14 protein-coding genes are annotated in these 13,551 nt (G+C 71.9%); 7 read left to right on the forward strand and 7 right to left on the reverse strand.

Features of this window, described 5'->3' with window-relative positions; genetic code table 11:
- Nucleotides 1-52 precede the first annotated feature (52 nt).
- Nucleotides 53-1,396 carry an erythromycin esterase family protein gene (locus tag JHN45_RS02225; RefSeq protein WP_200709957.1) on the forward strand — a complete coding sequence of 448 codons (1,344 nt, stop codon included), beginning with the start codon at nucleotides 53-55 and terminating at the stop codon, nucleotides 1,394-1,396.
- Here the strand turns inward: JHN45_RS02225 and JHN45_RS02230 are convergent.
- Nucleotides 1,360-1,926: an ABATE domain-containing protein gene (locus tag JHN45_RS02230; RefSeq protein WP_200709956.1), complete on the reverse strand. Its 567-nt coding sequence runs from the start codon at nucleotides 1,924-1,926 to the stop codon at nucleotides 1,360-1,362. The genes JHN45_RS02225 and JHN45_RS02230 overlap by 37 nt on opposite strands.
- Before the next feature lie 152 nt (nucleotides 1,927-2,078).
- On the opposite strand from JHN45_RS02230, the gene JHN45_RS02235 reads away from it, so the two are divergent.
- Nucleotides 2,079-3,080, forward strand: coding sequence for a zinc-binding dehydrogenase (locus JHN45_RS02235; RefSeq protein WP_201047771.1), 1,002 nt, complete (start codon nucleotides 2,079-2,081; stop codon nucleotides 3,078-3,080).
- A gap of 45 nt (nucleotides 3,081-3,125) precedes the next feature.
- Here the strand turns inward: JHN45_RS02235 and JHN45_RS02240 are convergent, their stop codons facing one another.
- Nucleotides 3,126-3,620, reverse strand: a complete 495-nt coding sequence (locus tag JHN45_RS02240) for an FBP domain-containing protein (protein ID WP_200709954.1) — start codon at nucleotides 3,618-3,620, stop codon at nucleotides 3,126-3,128.
- Nucleotides 3,621-3,707: 87 nt separating this feature from the next.
- Here JHN45_RS02240 and JHN45_RS02245 point away from each other — a divergent pair, with 87 nt between their 5' ends.
- Complete coding sequence (locus JHN45_RS02245; RefSeq protein ID WP_200709953.1) at nucleotides 3,708-4,598, forward strand: DUF3626 domain-containing protein; 891 nt, start codon at nucleotides 3,708-3,710, stop codon at nucleotides 4,596-4,598.
- Nucleotides 4,599-4,621: 23 nt separating this feature from the next.
- Here JHN45_RS02245 and JHN45_RS02250 read toward each other — a convergent pair whose 3' ends face one another.
- From JHN45_RS02250 to JHN45_RS02260, 3 genes are all read right to left on the reverse strand, one after another.
- Entirely contained in the window at nucleotides 4,622-5,515 is an 894-nt protein-coding gene (locus tag JHN45_RS02250) for an alpha/beta hydrolase (protein ID WP_200709952.1), read from the reverse strand.
- Nucleotides 5,512-5,781: a hypothetical protein gene (locus JHN45_RS02255; RefSeq protein ID WP_200709951.1), complete on the reverse strand. Its 270-nt coding sequence runs from the start codon at nucleotides 5,779-5,781 to the stop codon at nucleotides 5,512-5,514. The genes JHN45_RS02250 and JHN45_RS02255 overlap by 4 nt, the downstream gene beginning before the upstream one ends.
- 63 nt (nucleotides 5,782-5,844) lie before the next feature.
- Nucleotides 5,845-8,517 carry a LuxR C-terminal-related transcriptional regulator gene (locus tag JHN45_RS02260; RefSeq protein ID WP_307783020.1) on the reverse strand — a complete coding sequence of 891 codons (2,673 nt, stop codon included), beginning with the start codon at nucleotides 8,515-8,517 and terminating at the stop codon, nucleotides 5,845-5,847.
- Between the two features lie 119 nt (nucleotides 8,518-8,636).
- On the opposite strand from JHN45_RS02260, the gene JHN45_RS02265 reads away from it, so the two are divergent.
- Complete coding sequence (locus tag JHN45_RS02265) at nucleotides 8,637-9,524, forward strand: aldo/keto reductase (RefSeq protein WP_307783021.1); 888 nt, start codon at nucleotides 8,637-8,639, stop codon at nucleotides 9,522-9,524.
- Nucleotides 9,521-9,958 (forward strand): nuclear transport factor 2 family protein, encoded by a 438-nt coding sequence (locus JHN45_RS02270; RefSeq protein ID WP_200709950.1) that lies wholly within the window; start codon nucleotides 9,521-9,523, stop codon nucleotides 9,956-9,958. The genes JHN45_RS02265 and JHN45_RS02270 overlap by 4 nt, the downstream gene beginning before the upstream one ends.
- 59 nt (nucleotides 9,959-10,017) lie before the next feature.
- On the opposite strand, the gene JHN45_RS52720 is transcribed toward JHN45_RS02270, so the two are convergent.
- Together JHN45_RS52720 and JHN45_RS02275 are read right to left on the reverse strand one after the other, a co-directional pair.
- Nucleotides 10,018-10,275: a hypothetical protein gene (locus JHN45_RS52720; RefSeq protein ID WP_236583103.1), complete on the reverse strand. Its 258-nt coding sequence runs from the start codon at nucleotides 10,273-10,275 to the stop codon at nucleotides 10,018-10,020.
- 6 nt (nucleotides 10,276-10,281) lie between these two features.
- Nucleotides 10,282-11,097, reverse strand: coding sequence for an MBL fold metallo-hydrolase (locus tag JHN45_RS02275; protein WP_236583104.1), 816 nt, complete (start codon nucleotides 11,095-11,097; stop codon nucleotides 10,282-10,284).
- Nucleotides 11,098-11,225: 128 nt separating this feature from the next.
- Here JHN45_RS02275 and JHN45_RS02280 point away from each other — a divergent pair, with 128 nt between their 5' ends.
- Complete coding sequence (locus JHN45_RS02280) at nucleotides 11,226-12,191, forward strand: phosphotransferase family protein (protein ID WP_200709949.1); 966 nt, start codon at nucleotides 11,226-11,228, stop codon at nucleotides 12,189-12,191.
- Between the two features lie 66 nt (nucleotides 12,192-12,257).
- Nucleotides 12,258-13,547: an ROK family transcriptional regulator gene (locus tag JHN45_RS02285; RefSeq protein WP_200709948.1), complete on the forward strand. Its 1,290-nt coding sequence runs from the start codon at nucleotides 12,258-12,260 to the stop codon at nucleotides 13,545-13,547.
- Nucleotides 13,548-13,551 lie beyond the last annotated feature (4 nt).

Raw genomic sequence — 13,551 nt, forward strand, 5'->3', positions numbered from 1 at the left:
CACGGAGGATCACCGCATGGCCTCCGTTCCCGGAGCGCGCGACCCTCGGACGATGACACGGCATCGGACCGGACTGATCCTGACCCTGCTCATCGGCCTCGGTGCCGTGGCGGCCGGCACCCCGGACGCCACGGCAGCGCCTCCGACCCCATCGGCCTCGCCCGTGGTCACCGCCCTGGACCGCTCCGCCCACCCCCTGCGGACCGTCGAACCGGGCGGCGACACCGACGACCTGCGCCCGCTCGACCGCATGATCGGCGGCGCCACGGTCGTCGGCCTCGGCGAGGCCACCCACAGCTCGCACGACTTCTTCGCCCTCAAGGACCGCGTCTTCCGCCACCTCGTCGAGAAGAAGGGCTTCCGCACCTTCGCCCTGGAGGGCGCCTGGAGCACCGGCCTGCGGCTCGACGACTATGTCCTGTACGGCAAAGGGGATCCGCAGCGCATCATGCGCGAGGAGTTCCAGCGCGACTACCTGTGGTGGAACAACACCGACTATCTGCGGCTCGTCGAGTGGATGCGCGCGTACAACGTCCGGCACCCCGGCGACCCCGTCCGCTTCATGGGCGACGACATCGGCTGGGCCGGACCCGAGCTCTACGACTCGATCACCGCCCAAGTGGCCCGTATCCACCCGGAGTTGAGCACCCGCCTCGCCGAGCTGTACCGAGGGCTGCGGCCCACGGTCCCGGCCGGGACGTACATCCAGCAGTACCTGGACAAGCCGTACGCCGAACGGCAGGAGATGGCCGAACGCACGGGACGGGCACTGGAGTTGCTGAAGCGGCAGGCTCCGGGCAAGGACCGCGCGGCGTACGACTGGGCCGTTCAGAACGCGGCCGTCGTCGACCAGGTGGCCCGGCAGTACGACTTCGACTTCGACCGACCCGCGCAGATCGCCGCCGCCATGCGCTACCGCGACGAGACGATGGCGGCCAACGTCGTCTGGTGGCAACGGCACACCGGTACCAAGGTGCTGCTGTCCGCGCACGACGCCCACATCGGGTACGTGCCGTCCGATCCGGTCAACTACCCCAAGATGCAAGGGGCGTTCCTCCGCGACACCCTCGGCAACGGGTATCTCAACGTGGGTCTGACCTTCGACCGGGGCTCGTTCAACGCCACCGGCCCGGACGACGCGATCCACCGCTGGACACTGGGACCGGCCGGCCCCGGCAGCAATGAACGGACCCTGGACCAGGTGCGGTTCACCGACTACCTGATCGATCTGCGCACGGTCGGATCACCGGCCCGCGCATGGCTCGACACGGCGCGGCCGACCCGCAGCATCGGTACCGCCTACCCGGAGGACCCCGGGAGCATCGCGCTGGCCCGCAGCTACGACGTCCTGGTCCACCTTCACCGCGTCACGGCCGCCCGGCTGCGCGACCGATAGCCCGCGATCTTCGCGAGGTTGCCGCAGCGGTCCATCGAGCACCAACGGCGGCGGCGGGCCTGGGAGTCGTCCAGGAACAGCAGTGAACACTCCGGGTTCTCGCACTCCTTGACCCGCTCCAGCAGCGGACCGCCCACCAGCAGGACGCCGTCCCGGGCCACCGTGGCCAGTGCCGCGCGCGCCGGATGCGCCGACTTCCAGCGCGGCTCGCCCAGTTGGGGCGCGAGATCCGGGCGCGCGGCGGCCTCGTTGACCCGCTCGACATCGGCCGCCGCCGGTTCCCGCCCGGCCATCGCGTCCCGTACGACCCGGTACAGCGCCTCGCGCAGGGTGCGCGCGTCGGTCAGCTCGCGGGCGGTTACCCGCACCGGTTCGGCGTCCGTCGACAGCTCCGCCTCCGCGATCCAGGTGGCCAGGGCGGCAGGGTCGGGGAGCCGCTCGACGGGGGTGGCGTGGCGTTTGCCGAGCGTCGCCACGAAGTTCAGGCACGGGCGTCCGCCGATGAACGGGAAGACGGGCGGAGTGGTCATGGCAGCGAGCCTACCTCGCGCACACCGGTTCATGCGGTGTGCGCGAGGAATGCGGGCATGCCTTGACACCGCTTCGTACGGTGTCGCATGGTGACACCAGTTCAAATGGTGTCGGCCGGGTTCGGGGGCCGCGACAGGGAGTGGGTGGCGGTATGCGTGCGGTACGGATCGACGAGTTCGGCGGGCCCGAGGTGCTGGTGCCGGTCGAGATGCCCGACCCGGTCGCGGGTCCGGGGCAGGTGCTGGTGCGGGTCGCCGCGGCGGGCGTGAACCGCGCGGACGCCCTGATCAGGTCCGGGAACTACCACCGGGCCGGACGCCCGCCGCTGATCCCGGGAGTGGAAGGCGCGGGTACCGTCGCCGCGTTGGGCGAGGGCGTCACCGGATTCTCCGTCGGCCAGCGGGTCGTGGCCCTCGACGGCGTCAACTCACCAGGTTTCTACGCCGAGTTGGCGGCCGTGCCCGCGACGCAGGTGACCGCCCTGCCCGACGGCATCGACCTCACGCATGCCGCCGCGCTGCCCGTCGCCTGGCTGTCGGCCTGGTACTGCCTGCGGCACCTAGCCCGCGTCACCAAGGAGGACACGGTGGTCGTGAAGGCCGCCGCGAGCGGGGTCGGCAGCGCGGCCGTGCAGATCGCGGCCGAGACCGGCGCCCGCGTCGTCGCACTCGCCGGATCGCCCGAAAAGGCCGCCTGGGCAGGGGAGTTCGGCGCCCATGCGACCGTCGACACCTCGGCGCACCCGGACGACGCCGAGGTCGACGAGGTGCTGCGGCTCACCGACGGGCGCGGCGCGGATGTCGTCCTCGACACCGTCGGCGGACGGGCCTTCGGGCGCAGCCTGCGCGAGATCGGACACGGCGGCCGGGTCGTCGCCCTCGCCAATGTCGCCCTGGAGACAAGCACCGTCGACACCCGCGACTTCTACCCGAAGAACGCCTCGATCCTCGGCTTCCAGCTCACCAACCTCCAGGTCCACGGCGGCTACGACCCCCGCCCGGACCTGCGTGAACTGGCCGAACGGGTCGCCGCCGGCACCTACCGCGTGCCGATCGAGACGGTCGTACCCCTCGCCGAGGCACGTGCCGCCCACGAGCGGCTCGAGCGACGCGACAACCGGGGCAAGATCGTCATCGCGGTGCCGGGAGAGTGACGTCGGACGTACGGCTTGTGCGGCTCGTGCGGCTCGGGGGTGAGGTCAGACGTACAGCTTGTCGAGGAAGGCGGTCAGATTGCCCACCGTCCGCTCGATCTGCTGCTCCACGGTGAGGCTCTCCTCGATGCGGATGCCCGACTCGGGGATCCTCCTGCCGCGCACATAGAGGGAACAGGCGAGGTCGGTGCACATGTACAGGCCGACCGAGTTGCCCTCGCGGCCCGCCGGGCCCGCCTTGCGCGCGGTCATCAGGGAGACCCCGCCGCCCGGATGGGTCGTCACGCACAGCGAACACATGCTCCGGTGCAGAAAGCCGCGCTGCGCGGACGGAAACCGCAGGGTGACCCCGACCGGCCCGTCCGCCCGCTCGGCGACGAGATAACTGCGGTCCGGCGCCCCCGGATCCCGCCAGCCCAGGAAGTCCAGGTCGCCCCACGGACGGCTGTCGAGATCACGGGGGACCGCCAGGCGCTTCGCCTCGCCCTTCGAGCAGTTGACGAAGGAGTCGCGGATGTCCTGCTCGGTGAGTGATCTCATGGGGGAGTCTCCTGGGGTGGTGTCCGTCCGAAACCTAGGGGGTCTAGGTTTCGGCCCAGGGTAGTGAGGCGAGCGGTGGGGGAGCCAATGGATTTCGAGGACGCCGGGGCCCGCCAGGCGCGGGCCCTGCGCCATGTCGCGGCCAGGTCGTCGGGCCCGGCCGTCGACCCGCGACTGCGCATCACCCTCAACTTCCACCCCGACCGCACGGCGGCCGGACGCCCGATCCTCGACGCGCTGGCCCAGGACGGCACGTACCACTCGCAGTTCGTGACCGGCACCAGCAACGGCGGCCTCACCGCGCACCCCGGCGGCGACCGCTGGCGCTGGGAGGCCCGGATCTTCGCCGGGGCCTACGACGGGGCGCCCGCCGTCGAGCGACCGGTGTACGGCGCGCTGAACTTCCGGCACCAACTGGTCGGCGCCGCCCCGCGGTTCGGCTCCTCGCACCTCCGGCTGACCGGCGCGGCTCTCGCCCGTGCGACCTTCTGCTACCCCGACAGCGCGGCCGAACCGACCGAGTTCGGCGTCGCCGCGGGCATGTCCCTGATCGCGCTCGCCGAGGCCGACGAGCAGGACGCCCTCAACGACTACATCGAGACCCAGGTGCACGGCGGAGTCGACCTCGCCCGGGACGCCGAGGCCCTCGTCCTGGACGTGAGTTATCGCGGCACCCAGGTCGAGACCTCCGCCCGCCGCCTGCCCTGCCCGGTCGAATGGCACCCCGGATACCGGCTCACCGTGGGCGAGTTGAGGCGGTACGCGGACTACCGAGGGCAGGAGTACGCCGATCTCGGCGCCCGTATCGCGGAGAGGGGCGTGCTCGACCCCCGGATCATCGGGGACGCGGCCCGCACCGGCCGCCACGAACTCCAGGACCTGAAGATGGTCTGGCACACGCTGGCCCGCTTCGGGGCTCCGGCGGGAGCGGGTACCGCGGTGGACGGCCGTGGTCGGCCGGTGGCGTGGACGGGCTGAACTGGTCGCGGGAGACGAGGACTTCAGGCTTCGAGCCGTGCGGTCAGGAACCGTCCGGCCCGGTCCAGGGCGGCGCCGGCCTCGTCGAGGATCGGGCCGTAGGCCTGGAAGACGTGCGGCACTCCGGGGGTGACGTCGAGGGTGACCTCCACATCCGCGACGGCGGCGCGCCCGGCCAGGCGTACGGCGTCGTCGAGGAGGATCTCGTGGCTGCCGACCTGGATGAGCAGGGGCGGCAGACCGGACAGGTCGGCGAAGACGGGGCTGATCAGGCCGAGGGCGGGGTCCTGTCCCGCCGTGTAGCCGGCGACGAGGGGTTCGAGGAGTTCCCGGGAGAACAGCGGATCGGCCGCTCGCCTGGTCTCCATGGACGCCCCGGCGAGGGTGAGGTCGACGTACGGCGACATGACGAAGGCCGCGGCCGGCAGGGGCAGCCCGTGGTCGCGGGCGTTGACCAGGGTGGCGACGACGAGTCCGCCGCCCGCTGACTCGCCCGAGAAGACGATGTCCGAGGGCCTGACGCCGTCGGCCAGCAGGGCTTCGTAGACCGCCAACGCGTCGTCCACCGCCGCCGGATACGGATGTTCGGGGGCGAGCCGGTACTCGACGGAGTAGGCCTTGGCGGCGGTCCGTCCGCCGACCTGCGCGGCCAGGCCCGCGGAGCTGAGGGCGTCCCCCAGGAGGTAGACGCCGCCGTGGAAGTACAGGACGACGTGCTCGGGTTCGACTCCGTCGACCGTGACCTCGACGGTGGGGACACCGCCCAGCGTGACCGGCACCGTCTTCACCTCGGGAGGCAGCGGCTGCGCCGACGACGCCGCGTGCAGCCGCCGCCGTAGCTCCTCGACGTCACCGTCGAGAGGGAAGGGGGACTGCCGCAGGAACGCGTCGACGGTCTGTTGCTGCTCGGCGCTCACGGAACATCTCCGTTCGACGGGGGCGGTTCGATCGGCACGCTTCGCTCGGCCGGCGCGGGCCGTACCTTGCGGACTTCGAGGAGATCGAGTCCCAGCGCCTCGATGCCGGCGAGGACACCGAAGAGCGCGGCGGTGTCCGGCAGCAGCCCGGTGAGCAGCGTCTCGGTGCCCTGCTGCTCCGGCTCGAACGCGGGGAACGCCGTGAGCAGGGTGGGGCCGAGGTGGCCGTCGACCCGGATCTGGTACAGGACGGGTTCATCACCCATGACGTCATGGTCGCCGGTGGCCGGGTGAACCCGCGTCACCGGAATCCGGTGACCGTACGGTGCTCACCCGCGGCCGTTGGACAGCAGCCGCAGTTCGCGGCCGCGGTGCACCGCCGAGGACCGGTCCCCGGCGCCGAGCTTGGCGTAGATCCGCCGTATGTGGGTGTTGACGGTGTTGAGCGAGACCGACAGTTCGGCGGCGATCTCGGGGCGGGTGAGGTTCGTCGGCAGATAGCGCAGGACGCGCAGTTCGCTGGGGCTGAGTTCCTCGGCCGGGCCCGGGGCCGACCGGCCCGGGGTGTCGCCGCGGACGGTGTCGAGGATGTCGGAGACCAGTGCGGCGTGCGAGGTGGTGCGCGGCAGGGCGTCGAGAAGTTCCCAGGCGCCGGTCATCACGAACGGCAGGATCATCCGGTCCGGTTCGGCGAGGTGCAGGGCCTCCTCCACGGCCGCTCCCGCCGCGTGTTCGTCTCCGAGGTCGCGGCAGGCGAGCGCGTCCAGGAGGCGGGCCTCGATCGGGGTGAGGAAGGAGGTGACGGGGGCGGTGCCGTCCAGGACCGGCCGGAGGGCGCGGCGGGCACCGGCGGGGTCCCGCTCGGCGAGGTGGAGCACCGCCGCCGCGTTGCGGATCTCGGCCACGGCGGACTGCCGGTCGTCGAGGGCGGCGAGGTCGGCCCGTGCGCGGTCGACCGTTCCGAGGCGGGCCCGGGTGGCGATCGTCCAGGCGGTCACCCGGGACGACAGCCCGTGCCGGCTCACCATGTGGGCCTGGACCTGCTCGGCGGCGGTCAACTCGGCCAGCGTCTCGGCGTGTTGGCCGCGTGCGGCGGCCAGCATCGCGGAGGTCAGATGCACCAGTAGACGCACGCCGGGCTCGCCCTCGGACCGGGTGACGCGCCGGGCGCGGTCGAGCCACCGCTCGCCCCGGTCGAACTCGCCCGCGCAGATCAGCGTCCCGGCCAGGGAGACCTGGGCGGGCGCGATCACCGCCGCCGCGTCCCACCCGTAGCGGGCGGCCAGCGCGACGGCCTCCTCGCAGCGTTGCCGGACCAGCGCGAAGGAACGGTCGCCGGAGGCGAAGCCCAGATGGGCGCGGCAGGCCACCTCCAGATAGGGGCGGCCGATGTCGTGGGCGAGCGCGGCGCCCTCCAGGAGGTGCCGTTCGCTGTCGTCGAGCCGCAGCGACCAGGCCTCGGCGACCCCCAGGTTCAGCAGCGCGAGGGCCCGGAGGTCGCTGGCGAGCGCGATCTCGGTGTTGGAGCGGCCTTCGGCGGGCGAGGGCAGCGCGTCGGCCTGCTCGAACACGGCGTCGAAGTGCCCGCGCAACCGGGCCAGCAGCAGGTTCAGGGACGCGATCGCCGTCCGCAGCCGGGGCTGTCGGTCGGGCGGTGTCGTGGCGGCGTACGCCCCGGCGATCTCGAGATGCGCCCGGGCCTCCGCCAGCCGGTGCCGGTGCAGATCGGCGTTGGCGTACACCAGGGCCAGTTCCGGGGAGTCCTCGCCGACGCACGCCGGGAACGCGCGCAGCAGCGCCACCGCGCTCCCGGCCTGCCCGTCGAGCGTGAGGCTGACCGTGTGGTCGGTGAGCAGCCGGGCCGCCTCGGACCAGTCGCCGGCGGCCTGCAGATGTCGTACGGCATCCACGGCCTGGGCGTGTTCGGCGAACCAGCGCGCGGCCAGCCGGTGCAGTTCCGGGATGGCCTCCGGGATGGTGCGGCGCAGTTCCAGCCGGAGCAGGTCGGCGAACATGTGGTGGTAGCGGAACCAGGTGCGCTCGGGGTCGAGCGACACGACGAACGCGTTGGCGTCCTCCAGCTCCAGCAGGATGCGCTCCGAACCGGTCGCCCCGGTGAGCAGATCGGCCAGCTCGCCGTTGATCCGGTCGGGCAGGGAGGTGCGCAGCAACAACCGCTGTACATGGGGTGGTTGGCGCTCCAGCATCTCGGCCATCAGGTATTCGGCGACCGTACGGTGACTGCCGGAGAACTCGGCGACGAACCGCTCGGGATCCGGGTGCCCGGTCAGGGAGAGCACGGCGAGCCGCAGTCCGGCGGCCCAGCCCTCGGCCCGCCGGTGGAGCAGCCTGGCGACGTCGTCGGGCAGCGCGACTCCGGAAGCGGCGAGGAGATCACGGGTCTCGGCCTCGCTGAACCGCAGCTGCGCGGCGCGGATCTCGGCCAACTCCCCGGTCAGGCGCAGCCGGTGGAGATGCAGCGGCGGGTCGTGTCGGGTCGCGACGATCGCGTGGACGTCCCGGGGGAGTGCCGTGAGCAGGGCTGTCAGCTGCTCGGCGGCCTCCGCTGAGCCGAGTTCGTGCAGGTCGTCGATGACGAGGTAGAAGGTGCCGCCGGACGCGGTGATCTCGGACAGTACCTTGTCCGCCATCGCGCCGCCGTCGAAACCGGGCGCTGTGGGAAGCGGCTCGGTGGCGTCCGTCGCGGCGCGGACCGCCTCCAGCAGGGCGAGCCAGAACAGCTGCGCGTCCTGCTGACCGGGCCGTACCGACATGAACGCGATACGGCGGTCCCGTCCCGGCCGGTCGGCCCACGCGTGCAGCAGGGAGGTCTTTCCGCTGCCGGCGGGCGCGGAGATCATCGTCACCCGCTGCTCGGACGCGCGGTCCAGGGCGGCGATCAGGTCGCGGCGGTCGATGAGACCCGGGCGGCTCCGGCCCGGTACGCGGACAGGGCCCGCGGTGGCCGGCAGGTCGGGCATGACGCCATGTCCTCTGGTCACGCGGTCAGCGTAGTCGATGCGAATCACCGCATCCCGGCGATGACCGGTCACCTCCACGGCCGTGATTCTGGCCAGGCGCTCGAAGGGCGAGTCACGTGTGTGAGCCGACAGGAGACGGTGTGAGAAAGCAGCTGGGCGGGATCTTCCCCCTGGGACCGAGACGGGTGCACCGGGTCGGCTACGGCGCGATGCAGCTGTCCGGCGACGGGTTCTTCGGGCCGGCGCGCGACCGTGCCGAGGCGCTGCGGGTGCTGCGCGCGGTGGTCGACGCCGGAGTGGATCACATCGACACCGCGCAGTTCTACGGAGCGGGCACGGTGAACGAACTGATCCGGGAGGCGCTGCATCCCTGTCCGGACGGGCTGGCGATCGTGAGCAAGGTCGGCGCCCGCAGCAGCGACCGGCCGTCCCTGCTCCGGCAGGGCATCGAGGAGAACCTGACCGCGCTCGGCGTGAGCCGCCTGGCGGCGGTCAACCTGCGGGTGGTGGACCCGACGGAGGCGCCGGACGGCCGGTTCGACGCCCAGCTGGCGACGCTGGTCCAGGCCCGCGAGGAAGGGCTCGTCGAGGGCGTCGGCCTCAGCAACGTCTCCCTGGGACAGCTGCTGAGAGCCGTCGCGCAGACGGACATCGTCTGTGTGCAGAACCTCTTCAACCTGGTGGACCAGCGCTCCATGGACGTCCTGCGGGAGTGCGCGCGGCGGGGCATCGCCTTCGTTCCGTACTGTCCGCTGGGCCTGCCCGGGGAGGCACGGCACCGGATCCTCACGCACCCCGCCGTCGTCGCACAGGCCGCCAGGCTCGGCGTCACCCCGGCCCGGATCGCCCTCGGCCGGCTCCTCGACCTCGGGCCGAACGTCCTGCTGATCCCCGGCACCCGCACCCGCGCGCATCTGGCCGAGAACCTCGCAGCCGCCGACGTCGGTCTCGACGAGACGGCCCGCGCGGAACTGGCACGGCATTTCCCCGACACCGAACAGCACAAGCCCGAGGAGGAACCGGCATGAACAACGAAGAGATCGTCCGGAAGGCCTATCAGACGGCCGAGGTCAAGGACATCGAGGGCTGGCTCGACGCCTTCACCGAGGACGGGACGTTCACCGACCAGTCGGTCGGCGTCACCTATCGCGGCCGGGACCGTGCCTTCCCCGTGGAGAACTACGGGCGCGCCTTCCCCGACATGCACCGCGAGCTGTACCAGGTCTACGTCAGCGGTGACGTCGTGGTCGTACAGCTGGCGCTCCAGGGCACCCACGACGGCCCGCTGAGCCTGGGCGACGGAACGCTCCAGCCGACCGGGAACCGGATGGACGCCCCCTGCTGCGATGTGTTCGAGCTGGTGGACGGGAAGATCAAACGCTTCGACTGCTATCCGTCGGGCACCGTGATCCTGGCCCAACTCGGCGTCCTCGGCGCCCTGGACGCGGCGCTTCACGCCTGACCCCGGGCTCGGCCCGCACGGCCCGCCACGGTTTCCGGGGCGGGCCGCTGCGGGGTCACTCACGCATGGACCTCCGAGCCCACGCCGAGGTCGAGGCGCAGGGATTCGAGGATGATGAACGTCGTGCTGGCCGTGTAGACGTCGGCGGCGGCGAGGACGCCGGTGTACTTCTTGACGACCGGCGCGGAGGCGTAGGCGACCTGCGCCGCCTGGTACTCCTTGACCGCCGCCCACGAGTTGTTCCCGTACTTCACGAAGAACGGCGTGGGGTCGACCGCCGTGAGCGCCTTCTTGACGTTGGTGATGATGTCGTCCACGTACTGCTAGTAGACGACCATGTCCTGCCGTGTGCCGAGCCTGCCGATGTGGCCGCCGACGAAGTGCTTCCACGGGTAGCTCATGGCCTTGGCGGGGGCGGCGATGGAGCCGGGGACGTCCTCGTTGAGGTTGAAGCTGTCGAAGGGGACCCAGCCGGGCAGCAGGACGTCGACGAGCATCAGGGTCCTGTGGTCGGGCAGGTGGATGTAGACGTTGTCGGGGGTGTGGTTCGTGCCGTGCCAGGCCAGCTCGACGCGCTCGCCGCCGACCCGCAGCGTGTGGCTCTTCTCGAAGGTGATGTCCGGCACCGGCCGGGTCGGGTCGTTGTCCCGGGCCAGCAGCTTCCTGGTCTCGGCGTGGCCGATCCGCACCACGTTCTTGCCGAACAGCGACGAGGCGCCGAGGTGGTCGGCGTGGTGGTGGGAGTAGACCAGGTGGGTCACTCTGTTGGAGACGCCGTTGGCGGCGGCCATCTCGTCGATCGCCCGCTGGAGGTTGTGCCCGATGGTCGGCGGCGCGTCGAAGAGCACGACGCCCTCACGGGTCGTCAGGAACGCCGACTGGTAGGTGCCGTCGGTCACCCAGTACAGGTTCTTCTCGATCCGGCCGACGTAGTAGCCCTGGGAGTTGACGGCGGGACCGAGTGCGGACGCCGGCACGGGCGCGTAGTCAGGCAGCGTCGCGGACGTGGCGGCCGATGCCGGGCCGGCGAGCGCGGCGACCGTGGGGACGGCTGCCAGCGCCGCACCCCCGGCGAGGAAAGAGCGGCGATTCGTCGAGGACATGGTGATCTGCTCCAGTCGGTCGATGATGTGTGCCAAGGTTCTCCGCGGGACAGGTGAGCGGTCTTCACCGGATTCCGGTGATCTCCCGGACAGCGGTGCGGAGTTGGTGCGGGCGGCTGGTTCAGTAGGGTTCGCCGTCGGCGAGGAGGAGAGGTGGGCGCACGGTGACGGACTCCTGGGAGCGGGCCCGGAGGATCCTCGGCGCGGCGGGCATCCCGCCGGACCGCCTCGCCCACCTGCGCCCGATGGGCGGCGGCACCTACAACACCGTCGAGGAACTCACCCTCGCCGACGGCTCCCGCTACGTCCTCAAGACCGCCCCCACCGCCCCCGGCCTCGCCCACGAGCGCCAACTCCTCGTCTCCGAGGCCGACTTCTACGGCGCCGCCGCCAAGGCCGGGGTGGCGGCACCGCGCGTCGTGGTCCTCGACGGCGACACCCTCCTGATGACCCTCTGCCCCGGCGAACCCTGGGACGACTCCCTCACGGACGCCGAAGTACCCGCCCTGCGCACGGAGTTGGGGCGACAACTGGCTCGCCTGCACGAGATCACCGGCCCCGGCTTCGGCTACCCCTCCGGCGCCCTCGGCCCGCTCGCCCCCGACTGGCGGACCGCGTTCACCACGCTCTACGACGCGGTCCTGGACGACGCCCGCCGCTACCGGGCCTGGCTGCCGCTGCCCGCCGACGACATCGCCCGCACGGCACGCTCCGCCCACGACGCCCTGGACGAGGTCACCGTCCCGCGCGCCGTCCACTTCGACCTCTGGCAGGGGAACATCCTGGTCGACCGCGACTCCGGCACGCCCCGCATCGGCGGACTCATCGACGGCGAGCGCATGTTCTGGGGCGACCCCCTCGCCGACTTCGTCTCGCTGGCGCTGCTCGGCGACATCAGGAAGGACGACGCGTTCCTCGCGGGCTACCGGGAAGCGGGCGGCCGGGCCGAGTTCGACCGGTCGGCCCGCCTCCGCTACGCGCTCTACCGCAGCTACCTCTACCTGATCATGCTCACCGAGGCGGTCCCCAGGGAGTTCGGCGCGGAAGAGAACCGCTGGCGGCGCGAGCGGGTCGGCCCCGAGCTGCTCGCCGCCCTCGGAGAGATCGACGGGACGGCCTCCACCACGTAGTGTGCATTCCACCGCCCCTTAGTTCAGGGCGTGAATTAAGAGGGTGCAGGGTTCGGAAGGAGCCACATGGCGGGGCGGAACGGGCGCACGGTACGCGACCTCAGGCGGGCCAACCGCACGGCCGTACTGCAACGGCTGTACTTCGACGGACCCCTAAGCCGCTTCGAACTGGGCCCGGTGACCGGACTCAGCTCCGGCTCGGTGAGCAATGTCGTCGCGGACCTCGTCGCCGACGGCCTGGTCGAGGAGGCCGGCAGCGTCGACTCCGACGGCGGCCGACCCCGCACCCTCCTCCAAGTCGCCCCGCACAGCGGCCACATGATCGGCGTCGACGTCGGCGAGACCCGGGTCCGCGTCGAGCTGTTCGACCTCACCCTCACCGAACTCGCCCGCGCCGAACGCCCGTTGGAGCAGCAGCGCTACGAGGTCGAGGTCATCGTCGGCCACATCCGCGACGGCATAGCCGAGGTTCTCGCAGCCGCCGACATCGCACCCGGACAACTCCTCGGCGTGGGCATCGGCGTCCCCGGCATAGTCGAGCACACCCCGGACCGCGGCGCCGTGGTGCACGGCCAGACCATCGGCTGGGACGCGGTCCCCCTCGAAGAACTCCTCCGCTCCACCTCCCAACTCCCCGACGCCGTCCCGTACTTCATCGACAACGGCGCCAAGACCCTCGGCCAGGCCGAGATGTGGTTCGGCGGCGGGCGCGGCGCGCGCAACGCGATCGTCGTCCTCTTCGGCTCCGGCGTCGGCGCCTGCCTGGTCACCCCCGAGGTGGAGAACGGCCGTGCCGTCGAGTGGGGCCATCTGACGGTACGGGTCCGAGGCCGCCGCTGCCGTTGCGGAGCCCTCGGCTGCCTGGAGGCGTACGCGGGCGCCGAGTCGCTGCTCGACCGCTGGCGCGAGCAGGGCGGACGCCCGCCCGAGGGCACCGACGAGGAGACCGCGATGACCGCGCTCCTGGTCGCCGCCTACCCGGCCGAGGGCGCCGAGGCCGACCCGGTGGCCCTCGCCGTCCTGGAGGAGACCGCCGAATACCTCGGCGCAGGACTCTCCGACCTGATCAACCTCTTCCAGCCCGAGCGCATCCTCATCGGTGGCTGGGCCGGACTCCAGCTCGGCTCCCGGTTCCTGCCCGCCGTCCGCCACCACGCCACCGCGTACGCGCTGCGCCACCCCGCCGGACGCGTGACCATCGACCTGGGCCTGCTCGGCCCCGACGCGGTCACCGTCGGCGCCGCGATCCTCCCGCTCGCCGACTTCTTCGCCCGCGGCGGCCGCCGCGCCGAGCCCGAACCGGAGGGCCCAGCGCCCGCCTGGCGCACGGCACTTGAGGAGCGTGCCCCGCACTGAGCCG

This window comes from Streptomyces sp. MBT53, from assembly GCF_016654115.1.
Classification (GTDB): Bacteria; Actinomycetota; Actinomycetes; order Streptomycetales; family Streptomycetaceae; genus Streptomyces.

What these genes read in the sequence shown, in the direction of transcription:
- JHN45_RS02270 (WP_200709950.1), top strand. Translation starts at nt 9,521, where the DNA reads ATGAACAACGAAGAGATCGTCCGGAAGGCCTATCAGACGGCCGAGGTC.
- JHN45_RS02235 (WP_201047771.1), top strand. Translation starts at nt 2,079, where the DNA reads ATGCGTGCGGTACGGATCGACGAGTTCGGCGGGCCCGAGGTGCTGGTG.
- JHN45_RS02240 (WP_200709954.1), bottom strand. Translation starts at nt 3,620, where the DNA reads ATGAGATCACTCACCGAGCAGGACATCCGCGACTCCTTCGTCAACTGC.
- JHN45_RS02285 (WP_200709948.1), top strand. Translation starts at nt 12,258, where the DNA reads ATGGCGGGGCGGAACGGGCGCACGGTACGCGACCTCAGGCGGGCCAAC.
- JHN45_RS02225 (WP_200709957.1), top strand. Translation starts at nt 53, where the DNA reads ATGACACGGCATCGGACCGGACTGATCCTGACCCTGCTCATCGGCCTC.
- JHN45_RS02255 (WP_200709951.1), bottom strand. Translation starts at nt 5,781, where the DNA reads ATGGGTGATGAACCCGTCCTGTACCAGATCCGGGTCGACGGCCACCTC.
- JHN45_RS02245 (WP_200709953.1), top strand. Translation starts at nt 3,708, where the DNA reads ATGGATTTCGAGGACGCCGGGGCCCGCCAGGCGCGGGCCCTGCGCCAT.
- JHN45_RS02230 (WP_200709956.1), bottom strand. Translation starts at nt 1,926, where the DNA reads ATGACCACTCCGCCCGTCTTCCCGTTCATCGGCGGACGCCCGTGCCTG.